The following is a 17927-nucleotide window of genomic DNA, read 5'->3' on the forward strand; positions in this document are numbered from 1 at the left end:
TAAAGCTATATATTAATTCTATGTGTTTTTTTAGGTTTATCTGACGTGTCATAAAGATGAAGCACTTTGTCATATTCATTTTTCAAACTTCCTTCTAACATTCGTTTTTCTAAGTCAGTTCTTACTATTTCTGGTAGAAGATATTTCTGAACCATTAAGCTAGTAATAGGAGCCGCCCATCTACCTCCCCAATATCCGTTTTCAATAAATACAGCAATTGCTATTTTAGGGTCATCTTTAGGGGCGAATGCTACGAATACAGAGTGATCGGTTAATTGGTAACGTTTACCATTGATTCTAGTAAAGTTCTCTACAGTACCTGTTTTACCACACATTTCTAAGCCATCTACTCTCACAGAACGACCAGTACCAATATTAAATACATCATTCATACCTTTTATAATAGGCTCAAAATGGCGTGGATCTATTGATGTGATATTTTTAGTAGTGAACTTTTTATCTATGTCGTGATGTTCTATATTCTTAATGATATGAGGTGTATAGTAATAACCTTTATTAGCTACAGCAGCCATTACATTGGCTAATTGCATTGGAGTCATAATAACTTCTCCTTGACCAATAGAGTTAGAAATAGTAGTCGTACTTTTCCATCCTCCATTTGGATACCATCTGTTGTAATAGTCGGCATCAGGGATATGTCCTTTTCTTCCTTCAGGTAGATCATATCCTAAGAATTGACCTAATCCAAATGAATGTAAATGTTCACTCCATTTATTGATTCCTTCAGCAGGTGATTTATATTTCTCTATTACTCTTTTATAAGTATTAGCGAAGTACGTATTACAAGATTTTGCAATAGCAATGTTTAAATTCCAATGACCAGAATCATGACATCCCATCCAAGCACCTTTACCATAATAGAAACCTCTATTACAGGCAAAAGTAGTATGTTCATTAATAACACCTTCTTGTAAACCTATTAAACCAGTAAGTATTTTGAATGGGGATCCTGGAGAATATTCTCCAGAAAGAACACGGTTGTATAAAGGTTTGGCTAGTGAATCATTATATAGTGCAGTATAGTTTTTAGAGCGTTCTCTTCCAACGAGTAGAGCAGGATCATAACTAGGAGCATTAATTAAAGCTAGTATTTCTCCTGTTTTAGGTTCGATTGCAACGATACCCCCTCTTTTATTCTGCATTAATAACTCTCCATAAGCCTGTAGTTCACTATCTATTGTAAGAATAATGTCATCTCCTTTTACGGCTAAAGTGTCATATATTCCATTTTTAAAAGAACCTATTTCTCTATTAAAACGGTCTCTTTGAATATATTTTACACCTTTAGTACCTCTTAATGTTTCTTCATATTCTTGTTCGATACCTTGTATACCGATTAAGTCTCCTGATTTATAATATGAATTAGACTTTATATTCTGTTCATTTACTTGACGTATGTAACCGAAAAGGTTTGCTCCTGAAGATACTTGATAGTCTCTTAGAGATCTTTTTTGAATATAAAACCCATTGAAGTGTCTTATTTTCTCTTGAAAGGCAGCATATTCAGCTTTACTTAATTGAGGTAAGAAAATAGAAGGTAGTCTAGGACTATATACCTTTGCTTTTTCTAATTTAGAAACAAACTGGTCATAAGTAACATCTAGTAAACTGCATAAAGCTAGAGTATCAATATTCTTAACTTCTCTAGGAACAACCATAATATCATAAGAAGGTTGGTTCGCTATAAGCAATTTATTGTTTCTGTCAAAGACATATCCTCTTTCAGGATATTCGTAAACAATTTTTAAGGCGTTATTCTCTGACTTTTTAATATAAGTATCGTCTATTATCTGTAAAAAAAACAATCTAGCTAGTACTACAATAGTAACTACTATAATGATTAAGGGTAATAAAAGCTTTCTCATTTTTTCGACGGTTTAATCAGGAATAATATCAAAATACACGCTAGTAGTGTAGTTATAGTTGTTAATACAGTTCTTAGAAGTATTTCCCAGATAAAGTTAAATCTAAAGAATTCTAGTCCAAAGAGTATAATGTGATGTATAACAACGGATATTGAAATATAACCAAAAACCTCCAGAGATTTAAAAATATCTTTAGTGATTTTTTTGATGATATTTAAATTGTGATATTGATAGCTGATCCCGAAGGAGAACTTTAGTATAGATGGTCTAGCAAAGGCTAGAATTAAACTAGCAGCTGCGTGCATTCCACCAGAGTTCTCAAACATATCTACAATAAGACCTAAAAAAAAGCTTGTTAAGTAAAATACAGCCTTATTGTTGTCTGTAGGGTATAGGATAATAAATAATATATATGGAAATGGGTTTATAAAACCAAATAGATCTATATTATTGAAAATAAGAATCTGTGCGATTAGTAACGCAATAAAACGAGCAATATTTGAAAATGCAACACTATTCATCTTTTGTTTCAGCTTCTAGTTGGTTAATTTCTTCAATATCTTTGTTCTTAATTACGTATATATAACCAAGGTTCGTCATGTCATTGAACAAGCGAACAGAAATTGTAAAGTAATTTGAAGTTTCATTAGTATATGCTTTCTCGATTACTCCAATAGGAATATTTTCAGGGAATATCGTAGATATACCTCCTGTAACAATAGTATCTCCTTTGTAAATCTCAGCTAGCCTTGGTATATCAGATAAATTAACATATCCAGTGTTTTTTCCATCCCATTCTAGAGGACCGAAGTGATTCGTACCTTTTATTTTAGCATTGATCTTAGATTTAACGTTCAAGATGCTTTGTACTGTAGAGTAGTTTTTAGATGTTTTTTCTATAACTCCAATCACTCCATTACTATTAATCACTCCCATATCTTTTTCGATACCTTGTTTAGAACCACCTTTTATGGTAAGGTAGTTTTCTTTAGTATTAAAAGTATTACGGATTACTTTAGCGACTATGATAGAGTACTCTTGTCTTTCTTCTGGCATTAAGTTTCTAATTTCTATAGAATCTTGTGCAGTAGTATTGTTGAAAGCGATGGCCTTTAGGTGTGCATTTTCTAAAACAAGAGCATCATTCTCTGTTTTTAAATGCATATACTCCTTAAAGTTGTTTACATTTTCATAGACATAACCAGTCACACCATTCGCAGAGCTAATAAACGAACTTTGATGAAAAGTATGCGTTTGTATTATTAGCCCGAATGATATGACTAAAAGCAGCAAAAACAGTAGCTTAGTACTGTTTTTTATAAAGAAATTGATTATCTGCTGCATAAGTTATTTTTATTTGATCAATACACTTTTGTATTTGTCAATGTTCTTGATTGCTAGGCCAGTACCTCTTACAACTGCTCTTAACGGATCTTCTGCGATGTATACAGGAAGGTCTGTTTTTTGAGAAATACGTTTGTCTAAACCTCTAAGCATAGAACCTCCACCTGCTAAATAAATACCAGTATTATAGATATCAGCAGCTAGTTCTGGTGGAGTTTGAGATAATGTTTCCATTACAGCATCCTCTACACGTTGGATAGATTTATCTAAAGCTTTAGCGATCTCTCTGTAAGATACAGTTACTTGTTTTGGTTTACCAGTTAATAGGTCACGCCCTTGAACTAGCATATCTTCTGGAGGAGTTTCTAAATCTTCAGTAGCTGCTCCGATTTGAATTTTGATTTTTTCTGCAGTACTTTCTCCAACGAATAAGTTGTGTTGTGTACGCATATAATAGATGATATCATTAGTGAATACATCACCTGCAATTTTTACAGATTTATCACATACAATACCTCCTAAGGCAATAACAGCAATCTCAGTAGTACCACCTCCGATATCTACAATCATATTACCTTTTGGTTGCATAATATCTACTCCAATACCAATTGCAGCAGACATAGGTTCATGTATAAGGTAAACCTCTTTACCATTCACACGCTCACAAGATTCTTTTACAGCACGCATTTCTACCTCTGTTATTCCAGAAGGTATACATACGATCATACGTAATGCCGGTGTAAACATTTTTTTTCTTAATGCAGGAATGCTCTTGATAAAGAGGCTTATCATTTTTTCTGAAGCATCGAAATCAGCAATAACTCCGTCTTTTAATGGGCGAATTGTTTTGATATTACCATGCGTTTTTCCCTGCATCAAGCTTGCTTCTTTTCCGACAGCAATAATTTTACCCGTGGTCCTATCTCGGGCAACAATAGAAGGGTTGTCTACCACAACTTTTCCTCCATGGATGATTAGGGTATTCGCTGTTCCAAGGTCTATAGCGATATCCTCAGTCATAAAATCAAAAAATCCCATATAATTAAAAGGCTTTTATAGTTAATATTTTAATGCTTTACAAAAGTAGTAAATTAATGTTTAAAATGACGAATTCCTGTACAAACCATAGCGATATTATTTTCGTCACAATAATTGATACTTAAATCGTCTTTTATAGACCCTCCAGGTTGGATTACAGCTGTAATTCCAGCGTTGTGAGCTATTTCTACACAGTCAGGGAAAGGGAAGAATGCATCACTAGCCATAACAGCACCTTTTAGTTCTATGTTAAATGAATTAGCTTTTTCGATTGCTTGACGTAAAGCATCTACACGAGAGGTTTGTCCTGTACCAGAAGAGCACAGTTGACCATCTTTTACTAATACAATTGTATTTGACTTGGTGTGTTTACAGATTTTAGAAGCAAATAACAAATCTTCTATTTCCTTGTCTGAAGGAGATAATTTTGTAACGTTAGTTAATAGCTCTTTATTGTCTGTAATATTGTCTTTATCTTGAACTAAAATTCCGTTTAAGCAAGTACGTACTTGTTTCTTAGGAAGTTCAGTTTCTTTTATTACTAAAATAATTCTGTTTTTCTTTTCTTTTAAAATCTCAATAGCAGCTTCGTCGTATGCAGGAGCGATTACAACTTCGCAGAATAATTTGTTGATTTCTTCAGCAGTTGCTACATCTATAGTGTTATTTGCAATTAAAACACCTCCAAATGCAGAAGTAGGATCACCAGCTAGAGCATCTAAGTACGCTGCTTTCATTGTGCTTCTTTGTGCTACTCCACACGCATTATTGTGTTTTAAAATAGCGAATGTAGGAGCTTCACCTTTAAACTCATTCATTAAGTTTACAGCTGCATCTACATCTAGTAGGTTGTTGTAAGATAGTTCTTTTCCATTTAACTTGTCAAAAAGGGCATCAAAGTTTCCGAAGAAGTGACCTTTTTGGTGAGGATTCTCTCCATATCTAAGTTCATTTCCATTCGCTTGGCTAATTTTAAGCACTGTTTCGTCTGTATTGAAATAGTTAAAAATAGCTCCGTCATAATGAGAAGAAACATGGAAAGCTTTTGTAGCTAATAATCTTCTGTTTTCTAAAGTAGTCGCCCCATTATTCTCTTGAATCATCTGTAAGAATAGTTCGTATTCGTTTACAGAAGGTACGATTACTGTATCTTTAAAGTTTTTAGCAGCAGCTCTGATTAAAGAAATACCTCCAATGTCTATTTTTTCAATAATATCAGCTTCAGGTGCTCCAGATGCTACAGTGTTTTCGAATGGATATAAATCCACAATTACTAAATCAATTTGTGGGATTTCATATTCTTTCATTTGAGCAATATCTCCTTCGTGATCTTGTCTATTAAGAATCCCTCCGAAGATCTTAGGATGTAATGTTTTTACTCTTCCTCCTAGGATAGAAGGGTAAGAAGTAACGTCTTCTACAGGTACTACAGGTATGTTTAACTCTTTGATAAATGTTTCTGTACCACCAGTAGAATAGATAGTTACATTGTGCTTGTGTAACTCTTTTACGATTGGCTCTAATCCATTTTTATCAAAAACAGAAATTAGGGCTGATTGAATTTTTTTAGTTGTGCTCATGTTGTGTTTTTTGTCAATGCGCAAAAGTAACTATTGTCTAGGTATTAATAAAGTTTAATGAAGAAGTTTTTTAACTTTCTTTTTATTTTATTTCTAATATTGATTAATTTAGAAAAATATCTCTCTGTTTTTTGTGTTGTTGACAAGATTAGGGGAGTTATGTTATATCTATAAAGAAAAGCGATTAGCCTTATGAGAGTGTATTTAAGACTTTTATCCACGAGTTTTAGTTTTGCAATTAATGCGTTACGTATTAATAAGCTTCGTACTGCACTTTCTTTTCTAGGTGTTACTATTGGGATTTTTTCGATTATAGCTGTTTTAGCAGCAGTAGATTCGATGGATAGGAATATTAAAAGTGAATTGAGTGGTTTTGATCGAAATATGATTTATGTTTTCGATCGTTCTTTTGGGCCAACCGAAGTTCCTAAATGGAAGTATGAGCAGTATCCAAAGATGAAGTATGACGAATACGATTATCTTAAACGAAATCTAGCCAATGTAGAGTATGCATCGTTTAATTATTTTACTAAGTCTGAACAGATGAAGTTTGGTGCGAACTATGCAGAAGTTATTATGAGACCATGTTCTTCTGATATGCAGTTTTTGGATAATGTGAAAGTGGTTAACGGGCGTTTTTTTAATGAATCAGAGGCAACAAATGGTGTTCCTGTGGTAGTGATAGGGCATGAAGTAGCTAATACATTATTTGAGGATTTTGATCCAGTAGGACAGTATGTTCGACTCTATGGTAAGCGTTTTACAGTTATTGGTGTTATTGAAAAGCAAGGATCTATAAGCGTTGGAGGGAGTCAAGATGAGAGTGTTTATATGCCAGTGAATATTATGAGACAAATGTTTGGCGATAATAGTTTAGCATCTACTACCGTAGTGATTCTTAAACCTAGTAAAGATGTAGATATTAAACAGTTTGAAGATGAAATAGCAGCGAAATTAAGATTGTATAGGGGATTGAAAGAAGGAGAGGATGATAATTTCTTTATCAATGTATTCGGAGGGATGTTAGATATGATAGAGAAGATTATAGGTCAAATGAATGTTGTAGGATGGATAATTAGTGGTTTTTCTTTATTAGTGGGAGGTTTTGGTATAGCTAATATTATGTTTGTATCTGTTAAAGAACGTACTCATCTTATTGGTATTCAAAAAGCGATTGGAGCGAAGAGACATTTTATATTGTTTCAGTTTTTATTTGAAGCAGTTGTATTATCACTTATTGGAGGACTAGTTGGAATATTCATGGTGTGGGGCATAGGTCTCTTAGTGACTAGTTTATTAGACTTTGCATTTGTATTAAGTCTTTCTAATATTTTTGTAGGACTAGTTTTATCTGGTTTTATAGGAGTATTGTCAGGATATTTACCTGCGAGATCAGCAGCTAAGTTAGATCCTGTAGAAGCCATTAGAATGGGAGGATAGAAACCAACATAGATAAAAAAAAGGATACTAATTATAGAACTAGTATCCTTTTTTATATTAAACCTGAGAATTATCTCATTGGTCTATTTAGTATCAAATCTAAGTATTGATTTACATTCTTTTTCAGGTCTCTTCTGTGTGTAATGAAATCAAGGAATCCGTGTTCTAATAAAAATTCAGAAGTTTGGAAGCCTTCAGGTAAGTCTTTACCTGTTGTATCTTTTACAATACGTGGACCTGCGAAACCAATTAATGCACCTGGTTCAGCTATATTGATATCACCTAACATAGCGAAAGAAGCTGATATACCTCCTGTTGTAGGATCTGTACATAATGAAATGTATGGAATTTTAGCATCGCTTAGCATCGCTAATTTAGCAGATGTTTTTGCCATTTGCATTAATGAAAAACCTGCTTCCATCATACGAGCTCCTCCTGATTTTGAAATCATTAAGAACGGTATCTTATTTTTTAATGAGTAGTCTATACCACGTGCTATTTTTTCTCCTACTACAGATCCCATAGAACCCCCAATAAAAGCAAAGTCCATTGCAGCAACTACTAATTTTTCTCCTTTTGATTGACCAACAGCGACTTTAACAGCATCTTTTAATTGTGTTTTAGTCATTGCTTCTTTTAAACGATCTACATACTTTTTAGTATCTTCAAATTTCAAAATATCTTTTGAAGAAAGGCTTTTGGCTATTTCTTTGTAGTCGTTGTTGTCAAAAAGAATTTCAAAATATTCTTTACTACCAATACGAACGTGATATCCATCTTCTGGACTCACCCATAAATTTTGTTCTAACTGATCTTGATCAATTATCTTTCCAGTCGGAGATTTATACCATAATCCTTTTGGAATATCTTTTTTGTCTTCTGTTGGCGTCTGAATACCTTTTTCTTTCCTTTTAAACCAAGCCATAAAATGTTTCTTTTGTTTATACTAATTTGAAAGCAAGGGGGGAATTATAACGTATTTACGTTATTTAAATCTTCAAAAGCTTGCTCTAAGCGAGCGATTAAAGTCAATTCTCCTTGTCTAACCCACGCTCTTGGATCATAATATTTCTTGTTAGGAATATCTGAACCGTCAGGGTTACCTATTTGAGTTTTTAAATAGTCTATTTTTGAAGACATATAGTCTCTAATTCCTTCTGTGTAGGCAAACTGAGTATCTGTATCGATATTCATTTTGATAACACCATAGCCAATAGCTTCTCTGATTTCTTCTACAGAAGAACCTGATCCACCATGGAAAACGAAGTCTACAGGATTGTGTCCTAAGTTGTGTTTCTTCGCTACGTATTCTTGAGAGTTTTTAAGAATGATAGGAGTCAGTTTTACGTTACCTGGTTTATATACCCCGTGTACGTTTCCGAAAGAAGCAGCGATTGTAAATCTAGGGCTTACTTTAGATAGTTCTTCATAAGCGTAATCTACTTCATCAGGTTGAGTATATAATCTAGATGAATCTACATCCGTATTATCTACTCCATCTTCTTCTCCTCCTGTGATTCCTAATTCTATTTCTAATGTCATACCTAGTTTGTCCATGCGCTCTAAGTATTGTTTAGAAATCTCAATATTTTCTTTAATAGGCTCCTCTGATAAGTCAATCATGTGTGAACTAAATAGAGGTTTACCATATTGTTTCATATGTTCTTCACCAGCTTCTAATAAGCCATCTATCCAAGGTAATAGTTTTTTTGCACAGTGATCTGTATGTAGAATAACAGCTACTCCATAAGCTTCTGCTAATGCATGTACATGTTTTGCTCCTGCAACAGCTCCTATGATAGCTGATTTTTGATTGTCATTAGACAACCCTTTACCTGCCATAAAAGATGCTCCTCCATTTGAAAACTGAATAATCACTGGAGAATTTAATTTAGCAGCAGTTTCTAATACAGCATTGATAGTACTTGAACTAGTTACATTTACTGCTGGTAGTGCAAAACCTTTTTCTTTTGCATATCTAAAAATCTCTTGAACTTGGTCGCCAAAAGCAACTCCTGGTTTAATATTATGAGCCATAGTTGTGTGTTTAAATTTTGTACAAAAATACTAATTATTATTTGAATTAGAATGGATAATTAATTCCAACGTTTAAGACTGATTCTTTTAAGCTAAACTCCTTGAACCATTTTTGTCCTTTATCTTGTGCAGGATTATATGTTTTGAATCCCATATCTAATCTGAATACAAAGAAACTAAAATCATATCTCAATCCTAATCCCGATGCTACTGCCATATCTTTTAATGAAGAAATGCCGTTAAAGGTATAGGTATTATCTTTAATATCATCAAATACGTTCCAAATATTTGAGGCATCTACGAAAAGTGCTCCATACCATTTCCCTCCTATGTTAAAACGATACTCAGTACTGAAGAACAATTTCATATTCGCTTCGTTAAAGTCATTGATACCTCCACTTTGCCCAGGTCCTAATCGGTAAGATTGCCATCCTCTATTGTCATTTGATCCTCCTGAATAATAACTCCTTGTGAATGGAATGGAATTGGAGTTGCCATAAGGTACTGCTAGACCAGCGAAAGCACGCATTGCAACAACACGTTTTTTGCCTAGATCAAAGTATTTAACGAAGTCTACCTCTGTTTTTACATATTGAGAAAACTCTACATCCATTATTGTTTTTTTTCCTGTTGGTCCTATTTTAGAACTTGTATTTTGCATTAATAAGTTCATAAGACCACCTGCAGACTCTACTTTAGCTTTTAGCGTATAGAAGCTGTTATCTAATAGATTAGTTCTAGTCGTATTCGTAAAAGTGATATTACTCGCTATAATTAAGTTGTTTTCAGATAGGCGTATACGTCTTTCTTCTATACTTCTTATCTCTTGATGATCTTGAGCAGAGATACCTAGAGGATTATTTGTATCTAGAGCATCTTTTATAAATAGATTACTTCCTCCTTCAGCTATTGTTAGATTACCGTTCTGATCATAATAGTCTGGATTGATAGTCGTATAGTTTTTAGACAGGTCATTTAGTCTAGTATAAGATGATTTATAAACACTGAAGTAATTACTAGGGTTGGTGTTTCTAATGTATTGTATATTAGCTAAATCGACACTAAAGCTATTCCTTCTTGATGGTAGCCATGTATAGTTTACTATAGCAGTTAAGCTGTTTTTGTCTAGCCCAATATTTTTCTGTTTAGTATGCCCAAAGCTCATAGAAGTTGTTGGTAACATACTTTTAGGAATTAATCTATCCGTATTTATTGGAAATAATAGTCGTGGAAAAGTTAGTTTAACATCTCCACCATATTCTGTTACATTGAAGAACACATCATTAGGGTTGCTCATTTGGCGAGAAGAACCTAATGATCCTTTTAAGTTGATTTCTAATATCTCAGCTCCTCTAAAAACATTTCTGAACAGTAACCCCATACTCCCACCAATACCGAAATCTTGAATATTCGAGTGAGTAACATCAAATGATGGGTTGAAAGTCATCTTTTTACGAGATGTTAGGTAGATATTACTGATTAATGATTGTCCAGTAGTATCTCTTTTATCTTCTACATATTCTATAACAGGATAGTTAAAAGTACGTAAATTACTGATAGAGCGAGAGGTTAATACTCTTCTGAAGTCACTAAAAGTACTTCCTTTTGTTATAAATATAGCATCTGTAAGTGCCTTCGGTTTATATTGAAGCTTTGTAGAGCTATATATATTAAAGTTGTTGTAGTGAACACTATCTAAGACGTATTCTTTGTTTTTAGAACTATTATCTGTGAAGATATTTACGTCGCTAATCGTATATATTTTAAACGGAACTTCTTTTAATGAATCTCCAGACTTAACTGTTCTAGGATCAATGATTAATTCTATATTCGCTCTGTTTTTTTTATTGATAATAGTATCTACTTCATAGCGAATATTTAATTCTTGAAAATGATACGCACCATTATCTCTAAAGTCTGTAGCTAATCTTTTTCGTTCTTCTTCGAAGTTTTTAACATCAAATACAGTATTGCTCTTGATTTTTGATTTCGATAGAGACTTAATGTATAGATCTTCTAAAGCTTTCGTACTGATATTAGCGTTAATACTATCTATTACATACGGTTCTCCTGTAGTAATGCTATATGTGTTTTTTACTTTTTTTACTCCAGTGGTATCTAACTGAGTTGTAATTTTTGTATCAAAAAAACCTTTGTTGAAATAGTAGTTTTTTAGACGAATCTTAGATTTGTTTGTTCTCAGGCTATCGTATAAAGCAGGTGCTTCTCCTGTTTTTAATAGGAAGTTATTAATCCCAGATATAATAAAAGACTCTCCTAATCGGTCAACTTGTTTCTTAGAAAGAACACTCTCCATTACCTTTTCTTTACCAGGGTTTTCTTTTAACCATATTTGATATAGTGAATCAGCATTTGGCTTTGCCAGATTGTACAGATATAGTCTTAACCTCATATTAGTCATGGGAAAAGTGCTGTTCGGGTGTTGGTATAGCTGCGCCATAACCTCTTCTTTAGATATTTTTTTACCATTTTCGAGAATGGTATTATCCATTAATAGAGCACGGTCGTTTGGAACCTGCTCCGTGATAGAGCATGCAAAAAAACTTATGCTCATTAATAGAAATAGTAGTATTTTTGGTAAAAATCTGCTCAAAGTAGTATAGTCAATTTTCAGTCAAAAATACAGTTTTTTATGGTTACGAAAAACCAAATCAAATTAATTAAGAGTTTACATCAGAAAAAATATAGAAAAGAACACCAACTTTTTATTGCAGAAGGAGTTAAGGTGGTTGGAGAATTAGTGAAGTCTTCGTTGGTTTTAGAGCACATATATTGTACAGAAGAACTGAAGTTTAATGTTCCTCAGTCGAAGGTTTCTATTGTAAGTAAAGACGATTTAAAAAAGATGTCTGCGCTGAGTACGACTTCTAATTGTTTGGCTGTATTTCATTGCACGGAACAAGAGTCTGTAGATTATAGTGATCTTATCGTTGCTTTAGACGATATTAGAGATCCAGGTAATCTAGGGACTATTATACGATTATGTGATTGGTTTGGGATCAAGCATATTATTTGTACCAGTGAGACAGTAGATGTCTATAACCCTAAAGTGGTACAAGCTACAATGGGGTCAATTGCTCGTGTTAATCTTGTATATGGAGAGTTACCAGAATTAATTAGAGCAGGAGGGGAGCTTCCTATTTATGGTACTTTTATGGATGGAGATAATATCTATCAGAAAACAGTGGCGAATAAAGGAATTATCATCATGGGAAATGAAGCTAATGGTATTTCGAATGTTATTGAAAATTTAGTAACAGAAAGAGTAGCGATTCCTCGTTATGGAAATTTACAACAGACAGAAAGTTTAAATGTTGCCATGGCAGCCTCTATTGTACTAAGCGAATTTAGAAGACATAATTTTTAAGCATATAAAAAAAGGGAACTTAAGTAAGTTCCCTTTTTTTATATCTGTTTTTAATGAAAGGTAAAGTTGACAAATATCCCTCTAGATTTCATTGATTCTATATTTCCAGTCCATGGACTTTGCGCATTTTTATCTCTGATTAATTCATCATTAATTCCAAATACCCCTCTAATAGAAGGAGAAAATTTAAAATATTCAAAATAAAAGTCGATACCTACCCCTATTTCGTAGTTAGCTGTAAGCTTCTCTACTCGCCAGACTCCCTCATAGTTATCGCTATCTACTTTATTATTACTTCCTAAGTTTAAGTCCAAAGAAAAACCTCCTAAGACATAAGGACGTATATTTCCAGTTCTCAGAGCAGAGAATTTTAATAATAAAGGGAAGTGTAGGTATGTAGCACTAGTTGACTTGACCGAAGAACTGTTTAATTCATATTCAGAAGGTTCTGGATTATTGTGCTGTGTAGCATAATAATCATAGATAAGCGCTCTAGGGAAAGACAATTCTCTTTTTGCATATGTTAGTCCTGGCTCAAAGCGCAAGTCTAAATGCTCCATGATACGCAAGTTCCCAACAAGTCCTACATTAAATCCCATAGAAGACTTTACTTGTATTTCAGTATAGTCATTTGGGTATTTTTCTTTTAATGCTTGTAGCTTGTGATAATAGTCTGCATTATAATCAAACTTGTAATTGTATGAATTGACTCCTAAGTAATAGCCCCAATGGACACGCTGTTTGTCCCAATCTCTTTTGTTAAGCATCGGGTTTCTACCAAATATCCATTGCCCATAAGACTGTGAGCTAACGAATAGGATTAAAAAAAATACAATTAGTCTTTTCATATTATTTTGAAGATGAATATATCGTAGCAATTCCCATCGTTTGTGGAAGATGCTTTACATCTTTAAACCCAACTTTTCTTAAAATATTGTTTAAAGCTTCTCCAAAAGGGAAGTTTTTTGCAGAGTCAGATAAATATTTATAAGCTTTTTGGTCTTTAGAGAACAATTTACCCATGAACGGCATTACATTCTGCGTATAGAAGAAATATCCTTGTTTAAATGGGAATTTAGTAGGAACAGAAGTTTCTAGAATAACGAATATTCCTCCAGGTTTTAATACGCGAAGTATTTCTGACAATCCTTTTTCTAAGTCTTCGAAGTTTCTAATACCAAAACCTACTGTGATAGCATCAAAAGTATTGTCTGCAAATGGCAAGTTTTCTGAGTCTCCTTGTACCATTTCGATTCTATTATCTAAGTTTAACGCTTTGATCTTTTGTTTACCTACTTCTAGCATTCCAGCGGATAAATCTAGTCCAGTGATTTTAGTAGCTTCTGTTTTAGATAGCAGAATAGCTAAATCACCAGTACCAGTAGCAATGTCTAATATTGTAGTTGGTTTTTGTTCAGATACTAACTTTAATACCTTACGTCTCCATCCTTGATCAGTACCAAGAGAAATCATTCTATTTAAGTTATCATAATTGCCAGAAATAGTATCAAACATTTGTTCGACTTGTTGTTTCTTGCCTAATTCAGATCCTTCGTATGGAGTAATATTTTTTGACATTGTATTTTATTTTTGACAAATATAATTATTAAAAGCCAAATGAGAAGTTTCGTTTTGTGTCAAAATGAAGAATAAATGCTTTTTAAATAAGGAAGTAGATAAAGACAATGATCTATTGTCTAAAACAAAGAATAGGGGATCTGAAAAAAAAAGAAAACCTGAGCACATGCTCAGGTTTATCTGTATGAGGTTAGATATACATGTGGTAGTATTCACCACCTGCAAACTCTAGTTGATTTCCTTGTTTAAATCCTAGTCGAGAATAAAGTTTCATTGCACTAGGGTTTTCTAAATCTACAATTAGTCCTACTTGTTTATGACCTTGTGACTTAGCATAGTCTACAGCATGTTTCAGTAAGTGGCTACCTACTCCTTTACCTTGTACTTTAGGAGATACAGCTACAGTGTCTAAGTAATATTCTCCACCAGCGGTTTCTGGTTCAGGTATCATGTCATTATTATACTGTTGCTTCATTAGGTCTAGTACAGGCTCTCTTAACGTGATAAAGTCATCTCCGTTATAGCCAGTTATAGAACCTACGATATCACCCTCTTCATCTATCGCTACGAAAGTGTTTTCATAACTATATAAGTTCCCCGGTTTACGGAACATAATAGTTAGAAAGTTAATGGCTTCTTCGATGTCTTCTTTTTGGATAAATGTGAAGACAATATCTTCCATTGCTTGTAGCATTAATTCTGGAACTACGTCGTAATCTTCTCTTTTTGCAGGTCTAATTGTATAATGCATTTTTCTTAATTTGAATTAGTACAAAGGTAAGAAAGTTTAAGAGAACTCGTGATTATTACTGATGTGCTCTTCGTTCATTTATTTTATCCCATTCCTCAGAAGCATTCTCTATACCTATTTTACTAGGTTCGAACACAGGATCTTTTCCTTCTTTGCGTTGTGCTACATAATCTTTTAAAGCCTTTAATGCTGGTTTTCTTAGGATAAAGATAGCGATGATATTAATCCATGCCATAGCTCCTACACCGATATCACCGATTCCCCATGCTATACTTGGTTCACTAGTAGAGGCAAAGAATACAATGCTTAATATGATGATACGCATGATCCATCTTAGGATAATGTTTTTCTTTTTACTTAAGTATTCGAAGTTTGATTCAGCGATGAACACATAAGACATAGCTGTAGTGATAGCAAAGAAAGTTAGTGCTATAGCAATGAATTGAGAAGCGAATACAGGAAAGTGTGTTGCCACTGCTTTTACCGTATAAGCAGCTCCAGCTTCTACACCGGGCATATTTTCTACTATATAAGTCCCTGATTCATCTATTACGTTATACGAATTTGTAAATAAGATCATTAAGGCTGTTGCTGTACATACGAATAGGGTATCTACATAAACAGAGAAAGCTTGTACTAATCCTTGTTTTACAGGATGAGATGTCTCAGAGGCAGCTGAAGCGTGTGGTGCTGTACCTTGCCCAGCCTCATTAGAATATATACCTCTTTTTACACCCCATGCGATTGCAGCACCGAAGACTCCACTAAAAGCAGACTCTAAGTTAAAGGCAGATTTAAATATTAAAGCAAAGATGTGTGGTACCTCTTGTATGTTTAACCCTATAATAATGACAGCCATGATAATATATGCACTAGCCATAAAAGGTACAATGATCTGAGCAATTAATCCCATTTTCTTCGCTCCACCAAATACTGCAAATCCTAAGAATAAACAAATAGCAATACCACTAACCCATGTAGGGATAGAGAAAGCTGAATGCATACTTACGGCGATACTATTACTTTGGATACTCGGTAAGAATAGACCGCAACTGATTAAAGTTACGATAGAGAAGAATAGGGCAAATGCTTTACTCTTCATTCCTTTTTCGATGTAGAAGGCTGGACCTCCTACGTATTGACCATTTTTATCTACTTTGTAAATTTGTGCTAATGTAGATTCTATAAAAGCAGATGCACTTCCTAAGAAGGCAATAGCCCACATCCAGAAGATAGCTCCAGGACCTCCTGCAGCGATAGCTGTTGCTACCCCTACGATATTACCTACTCCTACACGTCCAGCGATAGCCATACTAAAGGCTTGAAATGGGCTTACCCCTTTATCGGAAGAACCTTCTGTAAAAAGTAATTTCACCATATGGCGAAAGTATCTGATCTGTATAAATCCTGTTGTAATCGTAAAATAAAGTCCTACTAATAGACAGAGTGCAATAAAAATGTTAGACCAAATTAAGTCATTTAGTAATTTAATAATTTCTTCCATTGTGTTGTTTGTGCTTTTTGTTGTGTGTGTTTGTAGTACATCTCTTTGTTATTAAGTAGAGATATGCTTGTTTTATATTTGTGGAAATTAAGAAAATTTTAAGTATTGAAAGGTGTTAAAATTATCTTTTTTTAAATTTAAAATCATTCTTTCTAAATCTTACTTTATTTATGAAGCTATTTCGGTGAAGTATTGTGTTTTTGTTTGTAAAAAATATCGATAACTAATGAAGACATTTTTTAACTTTGGATAGACAAATAACCAGACTAAACCTTATAAATAAACTCTATGTCACACACAGATTACATTCGACGTTCAGAAGGATTGCCTTTAGAAGAGATATTATTAGCTCGTATCCCTATTGTCTTAGAGGTAATGGATAAAGTAACCTTACAACATAAATGGGATTATGCTTATGCAGAAGGGAAGTGGACGGTAAAGGAACTGATACAGCATCTGATAGACTGTGAACGTATATTTAGTTATCGTGCCTTGCATATCGCACGTCAGGACACAAGTGTCTTAAGTGGATTTGATGAGAATCTGTATGTAGATAATTCAAAAGGGGAATGTAAAGAACCTCAAGATTTAAGAGAAGAATATATCACACTGATGAAGAGTGTGTATTATCAGTTTAAAGGTTTTACAACAGAAGCTTTAGCTTTAAAAAACCAAATGGCTCATTATGTACTCTCTGTAGAAGAGATTGGTAGGCTTAACTATGGTCATACTTTACACCATATAGATATCTTATTAGAAAGATATTTAGATAAAAAATAATTAAGTAGTAGATATAAAAGAAGAGAGCCACTCATTTGAGTGGCTCTCTTACTATATTTTATTAGTAACGGATGCTGAATAAACCTTCAGCTTTGTTTTCTAATTTTTCAAAACGCTCAGTACATTCTTTGATTAGTTGAACAGCAGCTGCTTTATCTCCAAAACCATCAGTTGTAACTGTTTTGTTTTCTAAGTCTTTGTATACTTTGAAGAAGTGTTCTACTTCTTTTTTGAAGTGCTCGTTTACATCTTGAATATCGTTTAGTTTATTCATGATTGGATCAGATACAGGTACACATAAGATTTTTTCATCTTGTCCTTTATCATCAGCCATATAGAAAACACCTACAGGTTTTACCTCTACTACCATTCCTGGAAGAGATGGCTCAGTGAACATTACAAGTACGTCTAGAGGATCTCCATCTAAAGCTAATGTTTCTGGAATGAATCCGTAATCAGCTGGATATCTCATGTTAGAATATAAAAGACGGTCAAAACGCAATCTTTTTAAATCAAAATCATACTCATATTTGTTTCTGCTGCCTGCTGGAATCTCAACAAATGCATCAAAAGTTTCGAATGTATTCATATTTTTTTATTT

Annotated in this window: 16 protein-coding genes; 3 read left to right on the top strand and 13 right to left on the bottom strand. The window is 33.6% G+C overall.

The window, feature by feature from the left end:
- Nucleotides 1-5: 5 nt before the first annotated feature.
- Genes mrdA through purH form a run of 5 tightly spaced genes read right to left on the bottom strand, consistent with a single transcriptional unit; the run spans nt 6 to nt 5848 of the window.
- Complete coding sequence (mrdA, locus tag E0Z07_RS08355) at nt 6-1886, bottom strand: penicillin-binding protein 2 (RefSeq protein WP_006257270.1); 1881 nt, start codon at nt 1884-1886, stop codon at nt 6-8.
- Nucleotides 1883-2407, bottom strand: coding sequence for a hypothetical protein (locus E0Z07_RS08360; protein ID WP_006257269.1), 525 nt, complete (start codon nt 2405-2407; stop codon nt 1883-1885). The genes mrdA and E0Z07_RS08360 overlap by 4 nt, the downstream gene beginning before the upstream one ends.
- Nucleotides 2400-3230 (bottom strand): rod shape-determining protein MreC, encoded by an 831-nt coding sequence (gene mreC, locus E0Z07_RS08365; RefSeq protein WP_006257268.1) that lies wholly within the window; start codon nt 3228-3230, stop codon nt 2400-2402. Before mreC ends, E0Z07_RS08360 begins: the two co-directional genes overlap by 8 nt.
- A gap of 9 nt (nt 3231-3239) precedes the next feature.
- On the bottom strand, nt 3240-4268 hold the full coding sequence (locus E0Z07_RS08370; RefSeq protein WP_006257267.1) for a rod shape-determining protein: 1029 nt from the start codon (nt 4266-4268) through the stop codon (nt 3240-3242).
- A 53-nt stretch (nt 4269-4321) separates the two neighbouring features.
- Nucleotides 4322-5848 (bottom strand): bifunctional phosphoribosylaminoimidazolecarboxamide formyltransferase/IMP cyclohydrolase, encoded by a 1527-nt coding sequence (purH, locus tag E0Z07_RS08375; protein WP_006262848.1) that lies wholly within the window; start codon nt 5846-5848, stop codon nt 4322-4324.
- A gap of 192 nt (nt 5849-6040) precedes the next feature.
- Here purH and E0Z07_RS08380 point away from each other — a divergent pair, with 192 nt between their 5' ends.
- Entirely contained in the window at nt 6041-7288 is a 1248-nt protein-coding gene (locus E0Z07_RS08380; RefSeq protein ID WP_131540559.1) for an ABC transporter permease, read from the top strand.
- 70 nt (nt 7289-7358) lie between these two features.
- Here E0Z07_RS08380 and accD read toward each other — a convergent pair whose 3' ends face one another.
- From accD to tamL, 3 genes are read right to left on the bottom strand one after another with little or no spacing between them, the layout of a single operon-like run.
- Nucleotides 7359-8213, bottom strand: coding sequence for an acetyl-CoA carboxylase, carboxyltransferase subunit beta (gene accD / locus E0Z07_RS08385; protein ID WP_006257264.1), 855 nt, complete (start codon nt 8211-8213; stop codon nt 7359-7361).
- 44 nt (nt 8214-8257) lie between these two features.
- On the bottom strand, nt 8258-9325 hold the full coding sequence (gene fbaA, locus E0Z07_RS08390) for a class II fructose-bisphosphate aldolase (protein WP_131540560.1): 1068 nt from the start codon (nt 9323-9325) through the stop codon (nt 8258-8260).
- Nucleotides 9326-9371: 46 nt separating this feature from the next.
- Nucleotides 9372-11900 carry a translocation and assembly module lipoprotein TamL gene (gene tamL / locus E0Z07_RS08395; protein WP_131540561.1) on the bottom strand — a complete coding sequence of 843 codons (2529 nt, stop codon included), beginning with the start codon at nt 11898-11900 and terminating at the stop codon, nt 9372-9374.
- Nucleotides 11901-11978: 78 nt separating this feature from the next.
- Here tamL and E0Z07_RS08400 point away from each other — a divergent pair, with 78 nt between their 5' ends.
- A complete protein-coding gene (locus E0Z07_RS08400) occupies nt 11979-12713 on the top strand; it encodes a TrmH family RNA methyltransferase (RefSeq protein WP_131540562.1) in 735 nt (244 codons plus the stop codon).
- Between the two features lie 50 nt (nt 12714-12763).
- On the opposite strand, the gene porT is transcribed toward E0Z07_RS08400, so the two are convergent.
- The 4 genes from porT to E0Z07_RS08420 form a co-directional block, all read right to left on the bottom strand.
- On the bottom strand, nt 12764-13561 hold the full coding sequence (porT, locus tag E0Z07_RS08405; protein WP_006257259.1) for a type IX secretion/gliding motility protein PorT/SprT: 798 nt from the start codon (nt 13559-13561) through the stop codon (nt 12764-12766).
- 1 nt (nt 13562) lies between these two features.
- Complete coding sequence (ubiE, locus tag E0Z07_RS08410; protein WP_006257258.1) at nt 13563-14291, bottom strand: bifunctional demethylmenaquinone methyltransferase/2-methoxy-6-polyprenyl-1,4-benzoquinol methylase UbiE; 729 nt, start codon at nt 14289-14291, stop codon at nt 13563-13565.
- Nucleotides 14292-14481: 190 nt separating this feature from the next.
- A complete protein-coding gene (locus E0Z07_RS08415) occupies nt 14482-15042 on the bottom strand; it encodes a GNAT family N-acetyltransferase (protein WP_016650201.1) in 561 nt (186 codons plus the stop codon).
- Between the two features lie 55 nt (nt 15043-15097).
- On the bottom strand, nt 15098-16546 hold the full coding sequence (locus tag E0Z07_RS08420; RefSeq protein ID WP_006262853.1) for an alanine/glycine:cation symporter family protein: 1449 nt from the start codon (nt 16544-16546) through the stop codon (nt 15098-15100).
- Between the two features lie 288 nt (nt 16547-16834).
- On the opposite strand from E0Z07_RS08420, the gene E0Z07_RS08425 reads away from it, so the two are divergent.
- On the top strand, nt 16835-17326 hold the full coding sequence (locus E0Z07_RS08425) for a DinB family protein (RefSeq protein ID WP_006257255.1): 492 nt from the start codon (nt 16835-16837) through the stop codon (nt 17324-17326).
- A 61-nt stretch (nt 17327-17387) separates the two neighbouring features.
- Here the strand turns inward: E0Z07_RS08425 and E0Z07_RS08430 are convergent, their stop codons facing one another.
- Nucleotides 17388-17915, bottom strand: a complete 528-nt coding sequence (locus E0Z07_RS08430; RefSeq protein WP_006257253.1) for an inorganic diphosphatase — start codon at nt 17913-17915, stop codon at nt 17388-17390.
- Nucleotides 17916-17927: the final 12 nt, after the last annotated feature.

Origin of the sequence: Myroides odoratimimus, from assembly GCF_004337635.1 — a bacterium.
GTDB lineage: Bacteria > Bacteroidota > Bacteroidia > Flavobacteriales > Flavobacteriaceae > Flavobacterium > Flavobacterium odoratimimum.

Excerpts from the sequence above, each read along its gene's own strand:
- mrdA (WP_006257270.1), bottom strand. The coding sequence starts at position 1,886 with ATGAGAAAGCTTTTATTACCCTTAATCATTATAGTAGTTACTATTGTA.
- E0Z07_RS08360 (WP_006257269.1), bottom strand. The coding sequence starts at position 2,407 with ATGAATAGTGTTGCATTTTCAAATATTGCTCGTTTTATTGCGTTACTA.
- mreC (WP_006257268.1), bottom strand. The coding sequence starts at position 3,230 with ATGCAGCAGATAATCAATTTCTTTATAAAAAACAGTACTAAGCTACTG.
- E0Z07_RS08370 (WP_006257267.1), bottom strand. The coding sequence starts at position 4,268 with ATGGGATTTTTTGATTTTATGACTGAGGATATCGCTATAGACCTTGGA.
- purH (WP_006262848.1), bottom strand. The coding sequence starts at position 5,848 with ATGAGCACAACTAAAAAAATTCAATCAGCCCTAATTTCTGTTTTTGAT.
- E0Z07_RS08380 (WP_131540559.1), top strand. The coding sequence starts at position 6,041 with ATGAGAGTGTATTTAAGACTTTTATCCACGAGTTTTAGTTTTGCAATT.
- accD (WP_006257264.1), bottom strand. The coding sequence starts at position 8,213 with ATGGCTTGGTTTAAAAGGAAAGAAAAAGGTATTCAGACGCCAACAGAA.
- fbaA (WP_131540560.1), bottom strand. The coding sequence starts at position 9,325 with ATGGCTCATAATATTAAACCAGGAGTTGCTTTTGGCGACCAAGTTCAA.
- tamL (WP_131540561.1), bottom strand. The coding sequence starts at position 11,900 with ATGAGCATAAGTTTTTTTGCATGCTCTATCACGGAGCAGGTTCCAAAC.
- E0Z07_RS08400 (WP_131540562.1), top strand. The coding sequence starts at position 11,979 with ATGGTTACGAAAAACCAAATCAAATTAATTAAGAGTTTACATCAGAAA.
- porT (WP_006257259.1), bottom strand. The coding sequence starts at position 13,561 with ATGAAAAGACTAATTGTATTTTTTTTAATCCTATTCGTTAGCTCACAG.
- ubiE (WP_006257258.1), bottom strand. The coding sequence starts at position 14,291 with ATGTCAAAAAATATTACTCCATACGAAGGATCTGAATTAGGCAAGAAA.
- E0Z07_RS08415 (WP_016650201.1), bottom strand. The coding sequence starts at position 15,042 with ATGCATTATACAATTAGACCTGCAAAAAGAGAAGATTACGACGTAGTT.
- E0Z07_RS08420 (WP_006262853.1), bottom strand. The coding sequence starts at position 16,546 with ATGGAAGAAATTATTAAATTACTAAATGACTTAATTTGGTCTAACATT.
- E0Z07_RS08425 (WP_006257255.1), top strand. The coding sequence starts at position 16,835 with ATGTCACACACAGATTACATTCGACGTTCAGAAGGATTGCCTTTAGAA.
- E0Z07_RS08430 (WP_006257253.1), bottom strand. The coding sequence starts at position 17,915 with ATGAATACATTCGAAACTTTTGATGCATTTGTTGAGATTCCAGCAGGC.